The sequence below is a fragment of the Bradyrhizobium sp. AZCC 2289 genome, assembly GCF_036924615.1.
Lineage (GTDB): Bacteria > Pseudomonadota > Alphaproteobacteria > Rhizobiales > Xanthobacteraceae > Bradyrhizobium.
This window is the reverse complement of record NZ_JAZHRY010000001.1, coordinates 7604671-7626372: the sequence shown is the minus strand read 5'-3', so window position 1 is coordinate 7626372 and position 21702 is coordinate 7604671. Positions and strand designations below refer to the sequence as shown.

Below are 21702 nucleotides of genomic sequence, written 5' to 3'. Positions count from 1 at the left end.
CCGGTATGCCGGAGAACCTTGGGGCAACCGCTCAGGTACAGCAATTGAGAATTCGCATTTACAACATCTGATCGAAAGGATGCATCATCATGAGAACAATTATCATGCTCTTTACTACGGGCGTCGCCACCTTGGGCTCCTCAATCGCGGCAGTTGCCGAAAGAGAGGCTCACCTACGCTTTGCTCCAACAGCGGAACGTGGCGCCTATTGCATATCTTATAGCGAAGGCGGCTCAGACTGCGGGTTTATTAGCCTCGAGCAGTGTCGACAGACCGCTTCCGGTATCACTGCCGAATGTTCCGCGCTTGTCGTAAGTAAGAGGGTTCGATAGCGGAATCGCCAACGCTAACCGGTTATCCTACTAGGCCCTTTGGCGTGCTGCCGATCGAGTTCTTCAGTGTCCGGTGCCTCCATCTTGGAATGGCGAGCGCCAGACAATCTGGCAGATTGAATGAGGTGTTATCACGATGAAACGAATTCCGATCGTCATCGCCGTCGCGCTGACTATCGCCGCATGCGGCAAGGAACAGCCCAAGAAGGTCGAAATCCGACCAGTGCGTGTGATCGCCGTCCAGCACGCGCTAAGTGGCGATACGATCAGTTTGACCGGTCAAATACAGGCCAAGGATCCGATCAATCTGGCTTTCAGGATCGGCGGTCGGCTGCTGGAAAGAAACGTGACGGTCGGCGATCCCGTTAAGCCTGGCCAGGTCGTCGCAAGGATCGAACCTCAGGATTTTCAAAATGCCCTGCGATCCGCGGAAGCCGATCTGGCCTCTGCGCAAGCTGTGCTGGCGAATTCAAAAGGCACAGAAGGTCGGCAGAGCGAGCTATTGAGCAAGGGATTTACCACGCAAGCTCAATACGATCAGGCCGAGCAGCAGATGAAAACCGCGCAAGCGCAGGTCGAATCGACGCGGGCGCGGCTGCAGAACGCAAAAGATAATCTTACGTATACTGACCTCAAATCGGACGTCGAGGGATCTGTTACGGCCAAGGGAGCGGAATCTGGCGAGATCGTCGCAGCTGGGAGAATGATTCTGCAGGTCGCTAAGCAGGGAGACAGGTACGCCGTCTTTAATGTTCCCTCCCAGCTTATCAGGCAGAGTCCGAAAGATCCGGAAGTAACCGTGTCCCTTTCGGATGACCCGGCGATCCTTGCAAGTGGCCATGTCCGTGAGGTTGCGCCGCAAGCGGATGCAGCAACAGGCACCTACGTTGTGAAGGTCGCTCTCGACAGTCCGCCGGATGCAATGCGCCTTGGCGCAACGATCGTCGGACAGGTCAAGGTACAATCAGAGCCCGTCATTCAGCTTCCTGGGACGGCGTTGACTCAAAGCGAGGGAAAGCCAGCGGTTTGGGTCGTCGATCCCGAAAGGAAGACAGTATCGCTCGTATCCATCACGGTCGGTCATTATGACACGTCGGCTGCTGTCGTGTCGCGGGGCTTAAAGGACGGAGATCTTGTTGTAACGGCGGGCGTTCAAGCGTTGCGCCCCGGCCAAGAGGTCAGACTTCTTGAAGCCGATGCGGACACGCGGAAATGAACCGCAGCTTCAATATTTCGGAATGGGCGCTGGGGCACCGCTCGTTCGTCTGGTTTCTGGTGATCATCATCGTCGCGGCGGGCGCAATGTCCTATTTGCGGCTGGGCCGCAACGAAGATCCCAATTTTACGATCAAGACCATGGTGGTTCAGGTCCTGTGGCCCGGCGCCAACATCACGGACACGCTCCAGCAGGTCACGGATCGGGTAGAGAAGAAGCTCCAGGAAACGCCAGGTCTCGACTACATCAAGAGCTATACGGTTGCAGGCACATCTACAGTTTTCATCACCCTCAAGGGCTCCGTGGTGAGCCGGGATGTGCCCGACGTCTGGTATCAGGTCCGCAAGAAGATCGGCGATATCCAGCAATACCTTCCGCAAGGTATTGTCGGTCCATTCTTCAACGACGAGTTCGGCGACACCTATGGCGTCATCTATGCGTTCACCGCGGACGGATTCACACAACGCGAGCTGCGTGATTATGTAGAAAGTGTGCGGACCCGGCTTCTTGCCATCAACGACGTTTCTAAAATCGACATTTTTGGCGCGCAGGACGAGAAAATATACGTTGAGTTCTCCTCACACAGGATCGCCGGCCTTCATCTCGATCGCCAGGCACTGATACAAGCCATTCAGGCGCAGAACGCCGTGACGCCCGCAGGTGTCGTTCAAACATCGGACGAAGAGATTCGCGTCGACGTAACAGGCGGATTTCGCTCGGAAGTCGATCTGAGACACGTCAATTTCGTAGCCAACGGACAAATCTTCCGGTTGTCCGATATCGCGACCATCAAACGCACCTATTCCGATCCGCCACAGCCGATGTTGCGCTTTAACGGGCAGTCCGCGATCGGAATTGGCGTCGCAATGCGGGCCGGCGGAGATGTGCTGGCGCTCGGCCAAAACATCGAACGGGCGATGTCCGAGATCGGGGCGGATCTGCCCATCGGCATCGAACCGCACCTCGCTGCGGATCAGCCGAAAGTCGTCAAGGCTGCGGTTGACGATTTCATGGAGGCGTTGTGGGAAGCGATCGGAATCGTGCTCGCCGTCAGCTTCATTAGTCTCGGCATTCGCGCTGGCGCCGTGGTTGCGTGCTCCATTCCGTTGGTGCTCGCCGCGGTGTTTGTCGGCATGGAGTTCGCGGGGATCGATCTGCAGCGCGTCTCGCTCGGCGCGCTTATTATTGCGTTGGGCCTCCTCGTCGATGACGCCATGATCACCGTCGAAACGATGGTGACCCAGCTTGAGGCTGGCGCCGAAAAGACCAAGTCGGCCACGTTTGCCTATACCTCGACCGCGTTCCCGATGTTGACAGGCACATTGGTGACGGTCGCGGGCTTCGTTCCCATTGGCTTCGCAAGAAGTTCGGCCGGCGAATACACGTTCTCACTTTTTGCGGTCGTTGCATTGGCGCTTCTTATATCCTGGATCGTGGCGGTTCTGTTCGCGCCTCTGATCGGCGTAACCATCCTGCCCGACAAGATGAAGCGCACGACCGAGGCCGAGCCGGGCCGAATCATGCAAGGCTTCCGTCGCGCGTTGACGGGAGCGATGCGTGCCAAATGGCTCACGATAGGTGTGACGCTGGCGGCATTGGCGTGTTCGATATTTGGGCTGCGTTTCGTTCCCCAGCAGTTTTTCCCGGCGTCCGACCGGCCCGAACTGCTTGTCGACCTGAAACTCTCGGAGGCTTCCTCCATCTATGCAACCGAGAAGGTAGTTGCAACCTTCGAAGAACTCCTGAAGGGCGACCCCGAAATCGACCATTGGACGACCTATGTCGGTCAGGGAGCCGTCCGATTTTATCTGCCGCTCGATGTGCAACTCGTCAACGATTTTTTTGCCCAATCGGTGATCGTCACCAAGAGCCTTGAGGCGCGCGAGCGCCTCCGCAGCCGCCTCGAGCCTGTTCTGATTGAGAGATTTCCGGGCGTGGTGAGCCGTCTGTCGGCCCTTGAATTGGGACCACCCGTCGGCTGGCCGCTACAATACCGCGTCAGCGGTCCCGAGCCGGCGCGAGTCCGCGAGATCGCCTACAAGCTCTCCAACATTATCGCCAACGACCCACGCACCGAGAAGATCAGCTTTGATTGGATCGAACCGCAACGCACGTTACGCATTCGCGTCGATCAAGATCAGGCCAGACTCTTGGGCGTGAGTTCGCAAGTGCTGGCTCAGTCATTATCCGCCGTGGTGTCAGGCATCAACATTACGCAATTGCGCGACGGGATATATCTGATCGACGTCGTCGCGCGCGCCGATGAGCAGGAAAGAATATCTCCTGATGCATTGCGGACCCTGCAGATTCCCATTCCAAACGGCGGCACCGTCCCGCTACTTCAGTTGGCAACGGTCGAATATTCCCAGGATTGGCCGCTGATTTGGCGGCGGGACAGGAATCCGACACTGACCGTCCAGAGCGATCTGATTGCTGGCGTGCTGCCCGCGACATTAGTCGATAGCCTGCAAGCGAAGGTGGCTGTGCTGAACGCAGAGTTGCCGGTTGGGTATGGCATTGTGCCCGGCGGGTCGGTTGAGGAAGGCGCCAAGTCGACATCATCTGTCGCTGCCGTCGTTCCGGCAGCACTTCTTATCATGCTGATTGTACTGATGATCCAGCTTCAAAGCTTCAGCAGGCTGTTTTTGGTGCTGAGCGTTGCGCCGTTCGGGTTAATTGGGGTGGTCGCCGCATTGCTTATCACTGGGAAGCCGCTCGGCTTCGTTGCCATCCTGGGTGTTCTTGCCCTCGTTGGCATGATCGTTCGCAATTCGGTGATTTTGGTGGACCAGATCGATACGGAGATCGCGCACGGCCGGGCCCCGTGGGACGCCGTCATTGAAGCGACCCTGCATCGCTTTCGCCCCATCCTTCTCACGGCGGCGGCCGCCATTCTCGGCATGATCCCGATCGCTCCGACCGTCTTTTGGGGGCCGATGGCCTATTCCATCATGGGCGGCCTGGCGGTTGCCACGATACTAACGCTTGTGTTTCTGCCCGCACTTTATGTCGCCTGGTTCCGTATCAAGGAGCCTTCGCCGCAAGAGGTCGATCGCGCCCAACTTTCCGACCAGCTTCAGCAGGCCTCAGCAAATTGAGTTGTCCTCTAATGCGCGGGCGTCAACAACGGGAGCGGATGATGTCGAAATCGGTTGCCGAACTTCTGGCCGGCGTGCTCGAACGGGTTGGAATGATTAAACACACCGATAACAAGGATCGCGCATCAACGGAGGCTGCTATATCGGCTCGCATGGACGCTGGCTCATGGATCATCTTGATTGTGCTGCTGTCGCTGTTGGTCGCCACCGGCGTCGTCATTTATCTCGGCTGGACATTAGGAAACGGCACTGACGTACCAACCTCAGGTTACACCGCGATGTCGTTCGGAGTGATTATCTCACTGGCGGTCGGGTTCGGTCTCATGGCGCTTCTCTTTTACAGTAGCCGCAAAGGATATGACGAACCGCCCGTGTTGATCGTCCCTGAAGATGACTCCGTGGAATCAGAACGCGATCCTGAGGGAAAGTAGCATCGGCAAAGCGGCCCCATGAGTGATCCGACCAAACGCTGGCCGTTGCCGAACCAACCTGCCGCGTTAATTCTAAGCCCACTCCAGAATCAGGGGCCTCACGACGAAAAAACCTGTGCGATCCTCTCGATCAAAAGACGCACGCGTTTCGGCTGGGCCTGCGTGGCCGGATAGACGATCTGCAGCCCCGTCTCGCCGGACGAGAAGTCCTGCAGAAGTTCGATGAGTGCGCCCTGCCGCAAGTCCGCCTCGACGTCTAGGCGTGATTTTCGGGCAATGCCGAAACCGTTCCGACACCAGACCCGAACCAATTCGCCGTCGTTCGCGATCCTATGCCCCTGCACCATGACCCGCCGCTCCTTGCCGTCAATCAGGAAGGGCCAGTCGCGATCGGTCGTCAGGCCGTAACGCATGATGAGGCATTCGTGATGGACAAGATCATCGGGATGTTGCGGAGCTCCTCGTGTCTCCAAATAGACCGGGGACGCGCACACGATCCGCCGGTTCTCAACGAGGCGCTTTACGCGCAAGGTGCTGTCCGCCAGTTCGCCATACCGAATGGCAAGATCCTGTCCTTGTCCGACAAGATCAACATAACCATCGGTCAGGTTGAGATCGATGGTCACGTTTGGATGCTCAGCCAGGAACGCATCAACGACGGGAACGACGTAGGTCCGGCCAAGGTCGATCGGCGCGCTCAGTCGAATCGGTCCTGATATTTTCTCCACGCCCAGCCGGATGAGAGCTTCCAGTTCGTCGGCTTCGGCCAACAGGCGTCTCGCTCCCTGAACCAGCAGTCGCCCTTCGTCGGTCAGGCTGATCGCGCGCGTCGTGCGGTGCAGGAGTGCGGCTCCATAGTATTTCTCCAGCGCGACCAGGCGCTCGGTGACGGAAGCCGCCGAAAGGCCAAGTTCCCGCCCGGCAGCCGCCAGACCACCTTTCTCAACAATCCGAAGGAACAAAGCCAGGTTATCGAGAATCATCATTCGGAAAGCCCGAATAGTGTATTCATAACTTAGCCGATTATATGGACGATGTGAATGCTCTAATTTCGCCAGCGAAAGGAGCCTTCACATGAACCTCGATCACGTCACCATTCGCACCCGGGATTTGCAGGCGACACGAAAATTCTTCCTGACGGTCTTCGATCTGGAAGAAGGCGAGCGGCCGCTCGCCATCCAACGCATTCCCGGTCACTGGCTTTATTCCGGGGGCCATCCGCTCGTCCACATCATTGGCTCGCAAGGATACGGCATCGATCGCGCAGCCGAGGCGATCGATCACGTCGGGCTGCGAATGGAAGGCTATGCCGACTTCCGCAACAAGCTTGATCAGCTCGGCATCCGCTACACGCCCATGGACCTCGCCGACATCCAAGAGCGGCGGCTGTTCTTTCGCGCGCCCGGCGGGCCCCTGCTGGAAGCCGTCTTTTCCGAACCCGTTCCTCAAAACACCTGAACCTTGGAAAGAATCCTGACCATGTCACTCAAGTCGAAAATGCCTTTTCAGGTGTGGTTACTCACACTCTCCGCCTTCGCCATCGGCATGGCCGAATTCGTCATTGCCGGCGTCTTGCCCCAGGTGGCCGACTCGCTTCGTGTCACCGAAGGCCAGGCCGGCGGCCTGATCACCGCATACGCCCTGGCCATCGTCATCGGTGGTCCGATCCTGACCCTTTGGCTCGCCCGTTTCGAGAAGCGCGCGGTGCTTATTGGCCTGATGGCGCTGTTCATCGCGGGCAACCTCATTGCCGCCTTTACGAGCAGCTACAGCGTCCTACTCGTCAGCCGCGTGATCGCGGGCCTGACGCAGGGGCCGTTTTTCGGTATTGGCGCCGTCGTGGCGATGAAGCTCGTTTCCGACAAGCTCGCCGGGCAGGCCGTTGGGCAGATGTTCGCCGGGCTAACGCTGGCGAACGTGCTCGGCGTCCCGGCTGGGACGTGGATCGGCAACACGTTTGGTTGGAACATGACGTTCCTCTTCATCAGCGCACTCGGCCTGCTCACGGCTGTGACCATCGCCGCCTTCGTTCCCGTTCAGGGACGGGACGGTGCGGCACCGAGCATCCGCGGACAGCTTGGCGCCTTTAGAGACCGCAATCTCCTCGCCAGCCTTGCGATCACCGCCCTCGGCTGGGTCGGCTTCATGACCTTCTACGGCTACTTCGCGCCGGTCGCCGAGCGGGTGGCGGGTTTCAGCGCCTCGGATCTGACCTGGGTGCTGGTGATCGTCGGTTTGGGTCTCCTCGTCGGCAACACGTTGGGCGGCTGGACGGCCGACGCGAACCTTCGCCTCTCGCTCATCCTATGGCCGGCCGCGATGATCGTCTCCCTGATCGTCGTTGGGCTCGTCGCGCCTTTCAAATGGCCGTTCCTTGCCGCTGCCTTCGTCTTCGGCGCGGCGTCCTTTGCCAATGTGCCGCCGATGCAGATGCGGGTCATGAAATACGGGACGGCGGCGCCCGAACTCGCGGCGACCGCAAACATCTCGGCCTTCAACCTCGCGAATGCGCTGGGCGGCATGATTGGCGGAGCCGTGGTCGACAGTGCGTTCGGAGCGAGCGCTATCCCCTACGCCGCCGCGATCCTCCCCTTGGCCGCGCTCATCTTCATCCTGACCCAAGAGCGCGGCGGCGGCTTCGTCCCTGTCGAGCGAACCTCGCACCGCACGGCTAGTTTGAAAAGCCTCGGTGCGGAGCAGCTATCACCCTTATCCTGTTGAAAAGTATCGAGACCGCCTGCGTGTACTGGCCTAACAGCATCGTGATCCGCAGTAACTCCAGGCCGATGCGTACCGAAGTAGCAAGCATGGAAGAAGTCACACCTGACGTAGACAAATTCAACCGCGGAGTTCGATCGATGACAAAATTACGGACACTTGCAGCAATAGCCGTTGGCGTACTCACGGCAACGCTTAGCGGATTCGCGGCGCGTGCTCAGCCAGCCGCACCGGTCGAGGCGCGCAACATCGTACTGGTGCACGGAGCGTGGGCGGATGGCTCGAGCTGGGCCAGGTGATCCCGCTGCCCCAGGTCGATAGTGCACGGCGTGCCATTCGGTCGACTATGTCCAGACCCAGCCCCGGGGTCCGAAATTCAAGGAAGACTTCTGGCGGGCCGAGGTGACCAAGATGATCAAGGTTTACGGTGCGCCAATCGATGAGGCGGACGTCGGCAAGATTGTGGATTATTTGACACAGACGTATTGATGCCCGGGAGAGCGACGGGTCGCACGCGCTGGCGGCTCCTGATCGCTCTTGTGTGGTCCCCACGTCGCCGCGCGTGGGCGCACCAGCGGTGTTGACCCATCAGTGGGCCGCCTCGCGTTCGTTGATTATCTTGTCTCGCACGTGTCTCTTCCTTCTCGGACGGGTCTCTTGCCCGTCTCCCCCGTCGTTCTCAGACTGTGAGCGAATCATTCGCAACTTACGCAGTCAGACCTGACCAATTGCTCTCGAAGTCGGTGGACGGTGTGGGCGGAAAGCTAAAATGTCAGCACTGAGCAAAGTTGGAATGTCAGTCTTCGAGCTCTTTACGGGGTTTGGGGGCTGGGAATCCGATGGGTGTGGGTGCTGATGAGCAAGCGAGAGCTGAATCGGATTGATGTTCTGGCGCGGCTTGATGGTGGCCGGCTGACGACTTCGGCGGCGGCCGATCTGATACGCCTGACGATCCGCAAGTTAGCGCCGAAGACTCAGCATGACTACTTGCAGCGGGTCAAGAACTTCGCTGCCTTCCTCGGCCGATCGCCCGACACGGCGAGCTTCGAAGACGTACGCCGCTATCAGCTTCATCTGGCGACGAGTGGCGCCGGCGTTACCCTCAACCAAAGCGTCTCGACACTGCGGTTCTTTTTCAAGATCACGCTTGGGCGCGCCGACATCGTGAACCATACCCAGTTTATCCACGTGCCACGCAAGCTGCCGGTCGTCCTGAGCCCGGAGGAAGTCGCGCGTTTTCTCGATGCGGCGCCGGGGCTCAAATACAAGGCGGCATTGAGTGTGGCCTATGGGGCCGGATTGCGTGTGTCCGAGGTGGTCGCGCTGAAGGTATCCGACATCGACAGCCATGGGGAGCGCGCTTTCATCCCGTTGGTTCGGCGCGGACTCGGTCGGTGGCTGAAACCATTTTGCGATCCACCAAGGAAGGCGAAAGAGACCCTGCCGTCCTTGCGCGATTGGCTCTGCTGGAACTGGCTATTTGACCGCGGACTTGATTGTGTCCGATGAAGGCTACTCGGGCACTATCGCGGTCAGAGAGGCCAGTGGCACGTCGAAAGCATAGACAAAACCGCTCGGCTCATACTTCAATTCGACGTCGCCCTTGAGCTGTCTGCCGAGCGTCTCGACCAGACGGGTGCCGAAACTACGCTTCTCGGGAGCCTGAACCGCGGGGCCGTTCTTCTCGCACCATTCCAGATGCAGGCGCTGCGCGGTAGGATCGACCGTCCAGGCGATGTCGACGCGGCCGGCGGGCACCGACAAGGCGCCGAACTTCGTGGTGTTGGTGCAGAGTTCGTTCAGCGTCATCGCGATCGCGATCACGGCGCCCGACGTCATCCGGACATCGGGGCCCATAATTGTGAATTTCGGCACATCCGGATTGTCGAAGGCCTCGGTGGCGCCGCGCACGATCTTTCCGAGATCGGCGCTGGTCCAGCGCGCCTGCAGCAGCAGATCGTGAGCCCGCCCGAGCGCCACCAGCCGGCCCTCGATCGCGTGCTGGGCATGTTCGGCGCCCGGCACGTTACGCAGGCTTTGGGAGGCGATGGCGCTGACTGTGGCCAGGGTGTTCTTGATGCGGTGATGAAGCTCTTCGAGGATCAGCTTTTGCAGCTTGTCGGACACCTCGCGCTCGCGCGCGTCAATGCCGGCCTGCGCGAGCAGCGCCTGTGCGTCGATTTCCGCCTGCGCCAACAGCAGCCGAAGGCTGACGTTCTCCGCCGCCAGAAATTCCTGGGGAGGCGCTGCGCCGGGATCCCGATGGCGCTGGTCTTGATGATGATCGACCTCGAACATCCCCAACTATATCACCTTAAATCGGGTGCCACTCATATCAATTGAGGCGCGATTGCTGCGCAACCGGGCGATTATCGCCATTTCAGCCTGATCCGTCGGCATCAGGCCTCACCGATCATGCGCTGCATCTGGGCTATCATGACCTGCGGCTCCAATGGCTTGCCAAAAAAGCGGCTGTTGGCGGGGATATCGATGCCCGACAGCTTCAACTGGCCGGACACTAGGATGATCTTGATCCGCGGCCAGCGATCATGCACGGCGTGCGCAAGTCCCAAGCCGTCCATGCTGCCGGGCATCTGGATGTCGGTGAGCAGCAACGCGACGTCGGATCTGGCTTCCAGGATGGCGACGGCTTCGTCGGCATCCACCGCCTCGAGCGAGGTGTAACCGGCGTCCTCGACCATATCGACCGCGCGCATGCGAAGCAGCATTTCGTCCTCGACGACGAGAACGATTGCGGGGACGGACGAATGATCAAGCACCATCATGACGGGCAGTTTTCGAAAAAAACATCAGCTCGTGCTCAAACCGGGTTTTGCTCAGAATGAGTCGTTACAACGAGACAAGAATTTCAGGGGTGATATGATCCCTATCGTCTTAAGAATACTGCAAGAAAAAACTCGCGCGTCGGCAATCGACGCATCGGAATCGATGCAAGCCCATGATATCGCAGCCGATAAGTGAAAGCTCGATCCACTTATTAATTTCGCGCATTTTCGGGTAGGCGGGCGCGACGGGCGTTATGAGCGCGCAAAGGTTGCTATCGCGTGCTAGAGTAGCCATCTAGAGAGTTCGCGTCACTGGATCGTCGCACCGCGCGCGTCCTGAAACGCGGCGCATAGCCAAGCCTTGTACAAGTCTTACAGCGGTATCGACCAACGGCATATCACTTCGATGTGCGGTCAGGACAACCTATGGCCATCGAACATGCCTCCGTGCAGGTCGTGCGCAAGCCGTGGGGGATCGCTGATCTCCATCCCTGGAGCAGCTGTGATGGTTCGGGTGACGCCATCGGCGAGTTGTGGTTCCAGCGCTCCGACAAGAACGCGCCAGTTCCGGCCCTGTTGCTCAAGCTGCTGTTCACCAGCGGGCCTTTGTCGATCCAGGTCCATCCCGACGATGCCTTTGCCCGGTCGATCGGCCTGCCGAACGGCAAGACCGAGGCCTGGTACATTCTTTCCGCTACAGCGGACGCGCGGGTTGCCGTCGGATTGAAGCGGCATCTCACGCCGGAAGAATTGCGCGCGTCGATCAAAGACGGTTCGATCGCCAATCTGACGCAATGGCGCCCGGTCGCCAAAGGCGACATCATCTTCGTTCCCGCCGGCACGATCCATGCCATAGGTGCCGGCATCGTGCTGGCCGAGATTCAACAACGCAGCGACGCGACCTTTCGCCTGTTCGATTATGGCCGGCCGCGCGAACTGCACGAAGACAACGCCGTCGCCGTTTCCGATGCCGGGCCGCTTCAGATTCAATATAGCACGCAACGTCTCGGCCCGGCTCGAACGGTTCTGGTCGCAAATCAGCACTTTGTGCTCGAGCATGTCCATCTTGCCGCGGGTTCGAACTGGACGCTCGATGCCAACAGGGAAACCTGGATCCTGGTGATCGAAGGACGCGCGAGAATCGGATCGACCGACGCGACCGCCGGCGACGCCATTTTTGTTGAAGCCGACCGTGCCGGCATCGAAGCCGGACCCGACGTGATGCGCGCTCTGGTCGCCTATCCCGGACCTGATCACGTTGTTTCGCTGCTGCAAGAGTCTGGAGTGCGCATGACCACATCTGCCGGCACGCCCGCCGTCCGCTCGCCCGCATCAAACGGGATCGCGGAGGTGCGGACATGACGCCGTTCCGCCGTCTCGCCTTCATCGGCAATTCGCTGCCGCGCCGCTGCGGCATCGCAACCTTTACGACCGACCTGCAACAGGCGATATCGGCTTCGCGTCCGAACCTGGAAACCTGCATCGTGGCCATGACTGACCATGGTCAGGCCTATGACTATCCCGCTTCGGTCGCCTTGCAGATCAGGGACGCCAGCATCGAGGACTATGTCCGCGCGGCGGATTTCCTGAACGCTGGCCGGTTCGACACCGTTTGCTTGCAGCATGAATTCGGAATTTTCGGCGGCGAAGCCGGCGCTCACATTCTCGAGCTGCTGTCGCGCCTCACCATGCCTGTGGTGACGACGCTGCATACGGTGTTAGCCAAACCCACCGCGGTCCAGCGCGCGGTGATGGAGCGGATCGTCGAGGCATCCTCGAAGGTCATCGTGATGGCCAACAAGGGCAGCGACCTGCTGCGCAGTATCTATTTGGTGCCGGACGACAAGATCGAGGTCATCGCGCATGGTATTCCCGACTTTCCGTTTGTCGCGCCGGACACGGCAAAGACAAAACTCGGATACAGCGGGCGATCGGTGATCCTGACCTTCGGCCTGTTGTCCCCCAACAAGGGCATCGAGGTCATGATCGACGCCATGCCGGCGATCCTGAAGCGACGGCCGGATACGGTTTATGTCGTGCTCGGCGCCACCCATCCCAACCTGGTCCGCGACCAGGGCGAGGCCTATCGCGAGAGCCTCGTGACGCGCGTGCGCGAACTTTGCGTCGAGGACCACGTGGTGTTCCTCGATCAGTTCGTCGATCAGGCTACGCTGCTCGAATTCATTTCGATGTGCGACGTCTACGTCACGCCCTATCTCAACGAGGCGCAGATGACGTCGGGTACGCTGGCCTACAGTTTCGGGCTTGGCAAGCCGGTGGTATCGACGCCTTATTGGCACGCGCGCGAATTGCTGGCCGATGGGCGCGGCGTGCTGGTGCCCTTTGGCGACGCCGCCGCGATCGCCGGCAAGATTGCCGAACTGCTCACCGATGCCCAGCGCCGCCAGGCGATGCGCGAACGCGCTTACGCCACCAGCCGGTCGATGACATGGGAGCGCACCGCCGAGCGTTACATGACCGCGTTTGCGAGCGCGCGGCAGGGTCATTGGCTCAAGGTCATTGCGCGCTCCGACAACGCCTCGGTGGAAATTCAGAGCCCGCCCGCGCCCGACATGCAACTGGGTCATTTCCTATCGATGTGCGACGACACCGGCCTGTTCCAGCACGCGGTGCATTCGGTGCCTGATCGCTCGCACGGCTACTGCGTCGATGACAATGCCCGCGCGCTGCTGGTGGCCTGCGCGCTGAACAATCCCGGGGAACAACGCCTGTCGGAAGTGCTGACGGCGCGCTTTGCCGCCTTCGTGCAGCATGCGTGGAATCCCGATACCAAACGGTTTCGCAATTTTATGGGCTTCAATCGCAACTGGCTGGAAGACAAGGGCTCTGAGGACAGTCACGGCCGCACGTTGTGGGCGCTTGGCGAATGCGCACGCCGGGACGCCAGCCCGTCGCGGCGCCAATGGGCGGTGGCGTTGTTTGCCGACGCCTTGCCGACTGCGGAAAGTTTTCGCTCGCCGCGCGCCTGGGCCTTTACGCTGCTCGGCCTGCACGCTTACTGCGCGATCACCCCCGATGATCTGCGCGCCCAGCAAATCCGGCATCGGCTGGTCGACCGGCTAATGGCAAGCCTCAAGGCGGTCGATACGCCTGATTGGACCTGGTTCGAGGAGGGGCTCGCCTATGATAATGCGCGGCTGCCGCAGGCGTTGATGCTGACGGGCATGGCGACGAAAACGCCGGCCTATGTCGAGGCCGGATTGCGATCGTTGCGCTGGCTGATGACGCAACAGACGACATCGGCCGGCCACTTCCGTCCCGTAGGCACCGCAGGCTTCGGCGATCAGCGGCAACATCCGCGCGCCTTCGATCAGCAACCGGTGGAAGCCACCGCGACCATTGCGGCCTGCCTGACGGCGTGGCGGGCGGATGGCGACGCCGAATGGAAAGCCAGCGCCACCAACGCCTTCGCCTGGTTTCTCGGCAGCAATGATCTGTCGGTGGCGCTGGTCGATCCGCATACCGGAAGCTGCCGCGATGGACTGCATCCCGATCGCGCCAACGAAAATCGCGGCGGCGAGTCCGTCGTGTCCTATCTTCTTGGCCTTGCCGAGATTCGTCAGCTTGCACGCGTCAATGCCGGACTGACCAAACCGCCGGCGCTCCGCGCCGTCGTCGTCTGAATTCATCTGCTTAACTCCAGCGAGCCAAGGACCCTAACCTTGTTGCAAGCCACGTTCGTCAACCGCCAAGCGCTCTATCTGCGTCCCGACCCTGCGCGGGTGATCGTGCGCCCGTTCAAGCCCGCGACCGAGCCGCGCGATCTCAACCCGACCGACAAGACCCGCGCCAACCATATCGTCGACCGCGTGCTCGCCCTCGAGCCGGAGGCCGCGGCCCATCTGCTCGCCGACGTGCTGGAGAATTTTCAAGGTAGGCATCGCAACCTCTTGGCGACGTTCGAGGCCCGCGCCGATGTCATGGAGCAGGCGCTGTTGGCGCACGGCACCTTTTCCAAAATCCAGCGCCAACTGATCGGCGCCTATTTCCTCAACGAATATTCATTCGAAGCGTCCGCGCTGTTCAACCCCAGCATCGTACCGCATCCCGACCAGTCCGGCGCTCCGAAAGGCGGCCTGCGCTTTATCCTAAGCCTGCGCGCCGTCGGCGAAGGGCATATCTCGTCGCTGACGTTTCGCGCCGGCACCATCGCGGCCGACGGAAGCCTGGCGGTCGACCCGACGTCGCGCCTCGCCTTGAGCCCCCGGATCAGCCGCCGCGTGGAGGTGCAGGACGGCGACGCAATCGAGCTGGCCTTCAACCCCGAGGAAGAACTCAGCGAGCGCGTGATCTTTCCGGTCACCGACTCCCAATCCAACGGCATCGAGGATGCGCGCTTTGTCGAATTCCATGATGAGGGCCGCAAAACCTATTACGCCACCTATACCGCCTACAGCGGACGCGCGATCCGCTCCGAGCTGATCGAGACCGACGATTTCACGTCGTTCCGGATGTCGCCACTGTATGGCAACGCCGCACGCAACAAGGGCATGGCGCTGTTCCCGCGCAAGATCAACGGCAAGTTCGCGATGATCGCCCGGCAGGACAACGAGAACCTGTATCTGATCTATTCGGACGATCTGTATCGATGGGACGGCGGCCAAGCGATCCTGAAGCCGCAGTTTCCCTGGGAGTTCGTGCAGATCGGCAATTGCGGATCGCCGATCGAGCTCGACGAGGGCTGGCTGCTGCTGACCCACGGCGTCGGCCCGGTCCGCAAATATTCGATTGGCGCAGCGCTGCTCGACAAGAACGATCCCTTCAAGGTGCTGGCGCGTTCGCGCGAACCGTTGCTGCGGCCCGAACCGTCCGAGCGCGAGGGTTATGTTCCCAACGTCGTCTACACCTGCGGCGCGATGCGGCATAACGACCAGATCATTTTGCCCTATGCGGTGTCGGATACGTTCTCCAATTTCGCGACCATCAGGATTTCGACCCTGCTGAACGCGATGCGGAGCTGCTGACGTCACGTCCGCGCGCCATTCGATCGACCGCTGATGTCAGGAGATTCATGGCCCGAACCAGCTATTTCGTTCAGTCGTTCAACCCCGGCAAGGGCGCAGCTCTCCTCTCGGAGCGCAAGCGCCAGTTCGCCAAGCCACCGCTCGACGCCATACGCCTCAATGTCCGCGAAGTCCTGACCGTCGACCCCCGGTGCGCCCTTGTTGGAACGGCACTGGGCAAACGCATGGGCCAGAATGTCCTCACGGCTGATCTTGTCGTATAGCGCGTAGAAGCGATAGCCGGCTTCTGCCTTCGCTTTCGCGTGCAACGCCTTCTGTAGTTTCTGAACAGTTTTCGGAGTTGATAGGTTGCCCAATCTCCAAATCCATCACCACTTGTTGCGTCTGTCTTGAACTGAGGTCCCTTCCCTCCACCGGTGTTACCCGTTCTCAGCGGTAATACGAACCTCTCCGCCACCCCATGGCGGCCGACCTGTCCCTCGCGGGCGTTCGGTTGGTCATCGCTGACCTCGCCTTGGGGCTTCCCGTGTTGCGTACGCTTTCCTTGTGTACATGCCGCCGCCAATACCCCGGTGTAGCAACTGGCCGTACTCTTCGCTCAACTCGCCCAGCTGTTTCAGCCTTCCTCGATATGGCAGTCGGATCGGCCTACACATCTTCCTTTTCGAGGCTTGCTCGACGTTCACTCGTGTTGCGGCCTGCACACTCGCGCTGTCACCAATTCGTGACACGCTAATCGAAGGCTTCAGTCACTTCGTTACCTCCATGACTGCTCCGATTGCTTCCGGCTGGAGCGGTTGCCGGGTGGGGCTTGCACCCACTGGAAAGCGCCGCCTTTGCACGGCGCACGCCAAAATGGGAAGTCGCGCTTACTGGCAGATTGATAGCGAGAGCGTCCCAAAAGCAGCGCGGGGCGGTGGTCACACAGTTCCCTGCGATGCGAGCCAGGGCAGCAGCACGATCTTGCCGCCGAGCCCGCCAGCGTCGATACGCGCGTGAACATTTTTCGCGGTTGCTAGTGGTTCGCGACCGATAACTATCGGATGAATGGCACCGTTGCGGAGCAACTCGAACAAAGCAGCCATGTCAGCCCTAAATTCTTCGGGGTGCGACAAGCGGCGATCGGTGATGCTGTACCAAAGGGCACGACGGCCATGGAATAGGAAGCTCAATGCGCCCCATAGCTTCAACCGCGCCAATCCCAGGCCAGCCGCGATTATGCTTTCGCGCCCGATTGCCATGGTCTGGGAGCCATAGCCGATGAGGATGCCTCCCGGCGCGAGGCAGGCGAAGGACCGGCCGAAATGCGATCCGCCGATCGCATCGAATGCCGCATCGACGCCGGCGCCGCCAACTCGTCCCGCTGTGAGTTCACGCACCGAAGCAACGAAGTCACCAGCCCGATAGTCGATTGCGGTAGCACCAAATCGCTCAACTGTCGCGAGGTTCGCTGCTGAACACGTTCCGATTGCCTTGAGGCCAAAATGACGCGCGAGATCGAGCATCGCCGTACCGACCGTGCCTGATGCGCCGATGACGAGGATCATCTCGCCGGGAAAAAAGCGACGATAGCGCATGAGCATCTGGAAGGCCGTAAGGTAGGCGAGCGGGATGCAAACGGCCTCTGCCGCATCGACGCCATCTGGAACGGGCACAAGAAAGCGCGCGGGCCGAATTGCATATTGCGCGTAACCACCGACCACGCAGAGATCGGCAACGATTTGCCCCTCGCGCGGCGAGACCACACCGGAGCCAGCCTTCTCGACAACACCCACTAGCTCATAGCCCGGAGTGAACGGCAGCGGTCCCTTGAAGTCAAGGTACCGGCCACGCCGAATGAAGCTGTCAGTGAAGCCGGTCCCGGCTGAGAACCTTGATGCGCACCTCGCCGGGGCCCGGATTGGGGATGGTCGACTCCTCCGCCAGTTCCAAGACCTCGGGGCCACCGAACCGGGATATGCGAACGTGTTGCCACGACATGAGAACAGCTTGGCACACTCGAGTCACGGTAGCGAGATTAATCGATTGCCGGCGCTGCCCTTGGATGTCGGTTGTCGATCGGACTTCCTCATCGCCGAAGGAAATCGATGTCGCTTATGGGTCGGTCAATCGCGTCGTTTCAGGGATAGGCATGTGAAGTCCGGTTGCCGATTTCGTAATCGACCTGCACCCCCCTTCCTCATTACGAAACATTCCAACGGGCATAAGCGTTTCTCCCTGCTTTACTCCAGGCATACTGTACTTCCGGTGCACAACCTCCTTTTTTGCGACGTACGTGTGCAGGTTTTCTTCGTCTCAGCTCAAGCGCACATGGGCGCAAAGGGGATGACAGAGGGCCGTCATTCCAGAGGCGAATTCTTGCCTTCGAGTTGAGAGGCTCGCCGCAGGGTGCGGCGGTCACCCTCCATCGAATTAGGACCCATGGTCATCGGACCGGCATGCTCCCCGTGAAAGCGGAACGCAGTTTCGCGGTGCGCAAGGTCTTTCCAACGTTCCGCTTCGCCGAGCCACTTCCAACTGTGTTGGATATTGAACGTCGCGCGATGGCGACACAATAGTTCCATATCACGACAGCCTATGGGGTCGTTCATGGGCATCTCCCTGGACTTGGTTGCCCGCACCCTACGCCTGCGCACGCGAGGGTCTCATTAAATCGGCGTGACCCTATCGAGTCGGAATTGCGTTTCCTCGAAGAAGCGACAGTGTCGTTGACGGATGATGAGCGCGGTTGCGGTTTTTTTGAAACGGCCGATCGAATCGTAGCGACTTAAAGGAAGATCCTACGCAAGCTGCGTGAGTTGAGCCGGCGGCCGCATGCGCCGGACTAGTCGGAGAAGTCATACGGGTTTCGGGCTTTATAGGCCAGCATCTCGACCGCCGGAGGGGTTTGTTCAAGATCGCTGGGCGACAGGCCCCAGCCGGCGCAGAGCTTCACGTGCAGGTTCATCTCGATGTCGAGGATGGCCGAGAGGCCGGCCGCCGCTTCGCGCATGTCAGCGAGCTTGGGCGACTTGTAGACGGAGAGCGCGTAGGCGCGAGCAAACTCGGTGAGGAACTGGTAGTCCTGGACGAGGTAGTGACGAAACGCCGCTTCGGCGAGCGAACCGTCTGCCAACCCGTTCGTGAAGGGATGCGCGGTGTAGGCCCGCCACTCGGCGGATGCTTCTGTCTTTAGACGCTCGAAGAAGCTCATGATCTTTCGCCGGGTTTGCTTCTCAATGAGTGGCTTTGGCTCGCTACCAATAGCACGTCGCAAACCGGGTGGACGTTGACCTTGTCCGCCTCAATCACCCGCGCCGGGATTTGGTGAGAAGTATTGGAGTTTGTCCGGCTTCCCCTCCCACTCCTTAGAGTCGGGCGGGGTCGCTTTTTTGACCGTAATATTTGGCCAGATTTTCGCGTATTCCGCATTCAGCGACAGCCATTTCTCAAGCCCCGGCTCGGTATCAGGCTTGATCGCGTCGACCGGGCATTCCGGCACGCAGACCCCGCAATCGATGCATTCGTCCGGGTGGATGACGAGCATGTTCTCGCCCTCATAGAAGCAGTCCACGGGGCACACGTCGACGCAGTCCATGATTTTGCAGCGAATACAGTTCTCGTTGACGACGAAGGTCAATTAAGCGTCCTTTCAGCAGATCGCAGTGGTGAACTCATTCACGGTGTCCGTCCGTCCTCGCGGTGCTCGTTCATTGGTTGAAAATGGACGCACAGAAGACCTACGTCCTCTGGCTGAATCGGAACACCGAGGAGCAGGCATTCAGCGGCTGAGGGGCCCGTGCTCGGCAGGTTGCCGCACATCTCTCTGCCGAAGTGCGTGCAGTCCGGGCAAACACCGAAGCGCCGATGCGCCCCACTCGTAGCTAGAGTGGACAACACCTGGTGCAGGGCGCGACGCATCGCAGTTCGCTCTGTCGCGTCGAGCGAATCCACGGCGCGCACCAGAACCTCGAACGGATCGCGTGCAAGCGCTTTTTTGCCCTTGCTCGTCAGTCGCAGACTTACGCTTCGCCCATCCGTCTTGAATGGCTGTCGGACCAAGTACCCACCCGCTTCAAGCGCCTTAATGGCTTGTGTTGCAGTGCCGCGGGTTGTCGCTTGAAATTCCGCGAAGGCCGACGGGGTCCGCGAGAACGGGTTGGCCCGGGCGAAGAAGCGGAGCGCCATCCATTGGGCCGGACTGAGTTCGCCGTCATAGCCCTCAGCTTGTACGAGCCGTCCCACCTGCAGCAGGAGCTCTGCCGTTTCGCGCGCTGACATGATTGCCTCTTCGAAAATATAATAGCGTTTCGAAATTAACTTGACAACCGATCGGATGCAGATAATTTTGTTTCGAAACTAGTTTGAGGGCTTGATCATGGCCCGCAACGCGGCCCTGCCGATCCTTACGGCCGAACCCGGCCTCACCCATTATCTTGAGGAAATCCGGCGGTTCCCGATGTTGGAGCACCAGGAAGAATACCTGCTAGCCAAGCGCTGGCGCGAGCACGGCGATCGCGACGCGGCGCACAAGCTGGTCACCAGCCATCTGCGGCTCGTGACCAAGATCGCCAGGGACTATCGCGGCTACGGCCTGCCGATCGCCGAGGCGATCTCCGAGGGCAATGTCGGCCTGATGCAGGCGGTCGAGCGCTTCGAGCCGGAGAAGGGCTTCCGGTTCGCCACCTACGCCGTGTGGTGGATCAAGGCGGCGATTCAGCAATATATCCTGCGCTCGTGGTCGCTGGTGAAGATGGGTACCTCGGCCAACCAGAAGAAGGTGTTCTTCAACCTGCGCAAGGCCCAGAGCAAAATCTCCGTATTCAACGATGGCGATATGCGGCCGGACCAGGTGAAGATCATCGCCCGGCGGATCGGCGTCACCGAAACGGACGTGATTTACATGAACCGGCGGCTCGGCGGCGACGCCTCGCTCAACGCCGCGATCCGCGAGGACGGCGATTCCGGCGAGTGGCAAGACCGGCTGGTGGACGACTCGCCGGACCAGGAGACGACGCTCGCCGCGAGCGAGGAGTTCGATAACCGCCGCAAGACGCTGTCCGATGCGCTCACCGTGCTCAACAAGCGCGAGCGGCGCATCTTCGAGACGCGCCGGCTCGCCGAGGAACAGATCACGCTCGTGGAGCTGGCTGAGGAATTCGGCGTCTCGCGCGAGCGCGTGCGCCAGATCGAGGTGAGCGCCTTCGCGAAGGTGCAGAACGCAGTGAAGCACCGCGTCGCGGCGGTGGCGATCCCGGCGCCTCTGCAGGTGCGTTAGCTTCCAACCCTCTCCCGTGGCGGGAGAAACTGACGGTGGACGTGTCGCTATGGGTACGTTTTACGGCAACCGAACGACGCGAGAGGGGCGTCGCTCACCGGGTGCTGATCGAGCCCTCGCTCGACGATCCATGCACGGCACTTTGCGTCATCGATCGGGCGCCTAAGCCGCGCGCTGCAGATGGAACGTTATCCGACGTTTCATAATGAAGTCGGGGTGCCGATCGTGCGCATTGGCTGCCGCGAGTTCAAGTGCATCGGGGATAAACCGCCGCAAGATCACCCACACATCTACCTCAAGATGGGCGATGCCAGTGAGGTCGTCTGCCCCTATTGCTCTACGCTATTCCGCTTCGATCCGAGCTTGGGCGCACACGAAGCTGATCCGGCAGATTGTGCTTACGGTGACAGGGACTGAGTTGAAAAGCAGCAACGCTGCTTCCTTCGTCGTGCCGGCCGCAGGCAACCAGCGCCAGGCGCTATCGTCCCGCCGTCCCGGGGGTGATTCACGATGGCCACGAACGATCCGCCCGCGCTAACGTGGTCGATCGAATGAGCGGGTCCCGGCTTGACTTGCGCGGTAACAGCGCCGCCTCCAAGAGGTCAATATCCCGAAGCCAGAGAACCTTGATGGAAGACATGTCGCGTAAATCCGCAGCCGAACTTGAGGCCGCGAGTGCCTTCGGCTTCTGGCGATGGATCCGCACACGCGAGGCATTAAGCGCGTCGAGATAATTCGCTTGTACCCTAAAGGAACGGGGCCGAATTGGACCTACGGCGCGCTTGATCCGATGCCGACGCGAGCGGGCTTGGCCATTGCCCAAACGCTTATCGCGTCGGTCTATGGAAGATGGGCGCTGGCAGATTGATGCGCTCACGC

20 protein-coding genes and 4 pseudogenes are annotated in these 21702 nt (G+C 60.2%); 13 read left to right on the top strand and 11 right to left on the bottom strand.

Annotated features, from left to right (window positions below; all coding sequences use genetic code 11):
* Nucleotides 1-89: 89 nt before the first annotated feature.
* From V1289_RS50020 to V1289_RS36090, 4 genes are all read left to right on the top strand, one after another.
* The gene (locus tag V1289_RS50020) at nt 90-332 is read left to right on the top strand and encodes a DUF3551 domain-containing protein (RefSeq protein WP_442896113.1); all 243 of its coding nucleotides are present in this window, start codon (nt 90-92) and stop codon (nt 330-332) included.
* 136 nt (nt 333-468) lie between these two features.
* The gene (locus V1289_RS36100) at nt 469-1548 is read left to right on the top strand and encodes an efflux RND transporter periplasmic adaptor subunit (RefSeq protein ID WP_334403370.1); all 1080 of its coding nucleotides are present in this window, start codon (nt 469-471) and stop codon (nt 1546-1548) included.
* The gene (locus V1289_RS36095; protein ID WP_334403368.1) at nt 1545-4646 is read left to right on the top strand and encodes an efflux RND transporter permease subunit; all 3102 of its coding nucleotides are present in this window, start codon (nt 1545-1547) and stop codon (nt 4644-4646) included. The genes V1289_RS36100 and V1289_RS36095 overlap by 4 nt, the downstream gene beginning before the upstream one ends.
* Before the next feature lie 41 nt (nt 4647-4687).
* On the top strand, nt 4688-5077 hold the full coding sequence (locus tag V1289_RS36090) for a hypothetical protein (protein ID WP_334403366.1): 390 nt from the start codon (nt 4688-4690) through the stop codon (nt 5075-5077).
* Nucleotides 5078-5175: 98 nt separating this feature from the next.
* On the opposite strand, the gene V1289_RS36085 is transcribed toward V1289_RS36090, so the two are convergent.
* A complete protein-coding gene (locus V1289_RS36085) occupies nt 5176-5847 on the bottom strand; it encodes a substrate binding domain-containing protein (RefSeq protein ID WP_334403364.1) in 672 nt (223 codons plus the stop codon).
* Between the two features lie 39 nt (nt 5848-5886).
* A pseudogene (locus tag V1289_RS50015) lies at nt 5887-6060 on the bottom strand (helix-turn-helix domain-containing protein); the annotation flags it as partial.
* 91 nt (nt 6061-6151) lie between these two features.
* Here V1289_RS50015 and V1289_RS36080 point away from each other — a divergent pair.
* From V1289_RS36080 to V1289_RS36065, 4 genes and pseudogenes are all read left to right on the top strand, one after another.
* Complete coding sequence (locus V1289_RS36080) at nt 6152-6535, top strand: glyoxalase (RefSeq protein WP_334403362.1); 384 nt, start codon at nt 6152-6154, stop codon at nt 6533-6535.
* A 21-nt stretch (nt 6536-6556) separates the two neighbouring features.
* A complete protein-coding gene (locus tag V1289_RS36075; protein WP_334403360.1) occupies nt 6557-7798 on the top strand; it encodes an MFS transporter in 1242 nt (413 codons plus the stop codon).
* 318 nt (nt 7799-8116) lie between these two features.
* Nucleotides 8117-8284, top strand: a pseudogene (locus V1289_RS36070) (cytochrome c); the annotation flags it as partial.
* A 354-nt stretch (nt 8285-8638) separates the two neighbouring features.
* Nucleotides 8639-9304, top strand: coding sequence for a tyrosine-type recombinase/integrase (locus V1289_RS36065; protein WP_334403358.1), 666 nt, complete (start codon nt 8639-8641; stop codon nt 9302-9304).
* A 3-nt stretch (nt 9305-9307) separates the two neighbouring features.
* On the opposite strand, the gene V1289_RS36060 is transcribed toward V1289_RS36065, so the two are convergent.
* Nucleotides 9308-10093 carry a sensor histidine kinase gene (locus tag V1289_RS36060; RefSeq protein ID WP_334403356.1) on the bottom strand — a complete coding sequence of 262 codons (786 nt, stop codon included), beginning with the start codon at nt 10091-10093 and terminating at the stop codon, nt 9308-9310.
* Between the two features lie 101 nt (nt 10094-10194).
* The gene (locus V1289_RS36055; RefSeq protein ID WP_334403355.1) at nt 10195-10581 is read right to left on the bottom strand and encodes a response regulator; all 387 of its coding nucleotides are present in this window, start codon (nt 10579-10581) and stop codon (nt 10195-10197) included.
* A 426-nt stretch (nt 10582-11007) separates the two neighbouring features.
* Between V1289_RS36055 and V1289_RS36050 the strand changes: the two genes are divergently transcribed.
* The 3 genes from V1289_RS36050 to V1289_RS36040 are packed head-to-tail and all read left to right on the top strand — an operon-like array spanning nt 11008 to nt 15566.
* Nucleotides 11008-11943: a class I mannose-6-phosphate isomerase gene (locus V1289_RS36050; protein WP_334403354.1), complete on the top strand. Its 936-nt coding sequence runs from the start codon at nt 11008-11010 to the stop codon at nt 11941-11943.
* The gene (locus V1289_RS36045; RefSeq protein WP_334403353.1) at nt 11940-14225 is read left to right on the top strand and encodes a glycosyltransferase family 4 protein; all 2286 of its coding nucleotides are present in this window, start codon (nt 11940-11942) and stop codon (nt 14223-14225) included. The genes V1289_RS36050 and V1289_RS36045 overlap by 4 nt, the downstream gene beginning before the upstream one ends.
* Before the next feature lie 39 nt (nt 14226-14264).
* A complete protein-coding gene (locus tag V1289_RS36040; RefSeq protein WP_334403351.1) occupies nt 14265-15566 on the top strand; it encodes a glycoside hydrolase family 130 protein in 1302 nt (433 codons plus the stop codon).
* Nucleotides 15567-15568: 2 nt separating this feature from the next.
* On the opposite strand, the gene V1289_RS36035 is transcribed toward V1289_RS36040, so the two are convergent.
* From V1289_RS36035 to V1289_RS36010, 7 genes and pseudogenes are all read right to left on the bottom strand, one after another.
* Nucleotides 15569-15922: a hypothetical protein gene (locus V1289_RS36035; RefSeq protein WP_334403350.1), complete on the bottom strand. Its 354-nt coding sequence runs from the start codon at nt 15920-15922 to the stop codon at nt 15569-15571.
* Nucleotides 15923-16486: 564 nt separating this feature from the next.
* On the bottom strand, nt 16487-17071 hold the full coding sequence (locus V1289_RS36030) for a zinc-binding dehydrogenase (protein ID WP_334403349.1): 585 nt from the start codon (nt 17069-17071) through the stop codon (nt 16487-16489).
* Nucleotides 17072-17218: 147 nt separating this feature from the next.
* Nucleotides 17219-17512: pseudogene (locus V1289_RS50010) on the bottom strand (alcohol dehydrogenase catalytic domain-containing protein); the annotation flags it as partial.
* 393 nt (nt 17513-17905) lie between these two features.
* Nucleotides 17906-18157: a hypothetical protein gene (locus V1289_RS36025; RefSeq protein WP_143205891.1), complete on the bottom strand. Its 252-nt coding sequence runs from the start codon at nt 18155-18157 to the stop codon at nt 17906-17908.
* Nucleotides 18158-18423: 266 nt separating this feature from the next.
* A pseudogene (locus V1289_RS36020) lies at nt 18424-18759 on the bottom strand (thiaminase II); the annotation flags it as partial.
* A 90-nt stretch (nt 18760-18849) separates the two neighbouring features.
* Nucleotides 18850-19185: a ferredoxin FdxA gene (gene fdxA, locus V1289_RS36015; protein WP_334403347.1), complete on the bottom strand. Its 336-nt coding sequence runs from the start codon at nt 19183-19185 to the stop codon at nt 18850-18852.
* Between the two features lie 38 nt (nt 19186-19223).
* Complete coding sequence (locus tag V1289_RS36010; protein WP_334403345.1) at nt 19224-19826, bottom strand: MarR family winged helix-turn-helix transcriptional regulator; 603 nt, start codon at nt 19824-19826, stop codon at nt 19224-19226.
* A 97-nt stretch (nt 19827-19923) separates the two neighbouring features.
* Here V1289_RS36010 and rpoH point away from each other — a divergent pair, with 97 nt between their 5' ends.
* Both rpoH and V1289_RS36000 read left to right on the top strand, forming a co-directional pair.
* Entirely contained in the window at nt 19924-20823 is a 900-nt protein-coding gene (gene rpoH / locus V1289_RS36005; RefSeq protein WP_334403343.1) for an RNA polymerase sigma factor RpoH, read from the top strand.
* A 180-nt stretch (nt 20824-21003) separates the two neighbouring features.
* Nucleotides 21004-21240 carry a zinc-finger domain-containing protein gene (locus V1289_RS36000; RefSeq protein ID WP_334403341.1) on the top strand — a complete coding sequence of 79 codons (237 nt, stop codon included), beginning with the start codon at nt 21004-21006 and terminating at the stop codon, nt 21238-21240.
* The last annotated feature ends 462 nt before the right edge of the window (nt 21241-21702 follow it).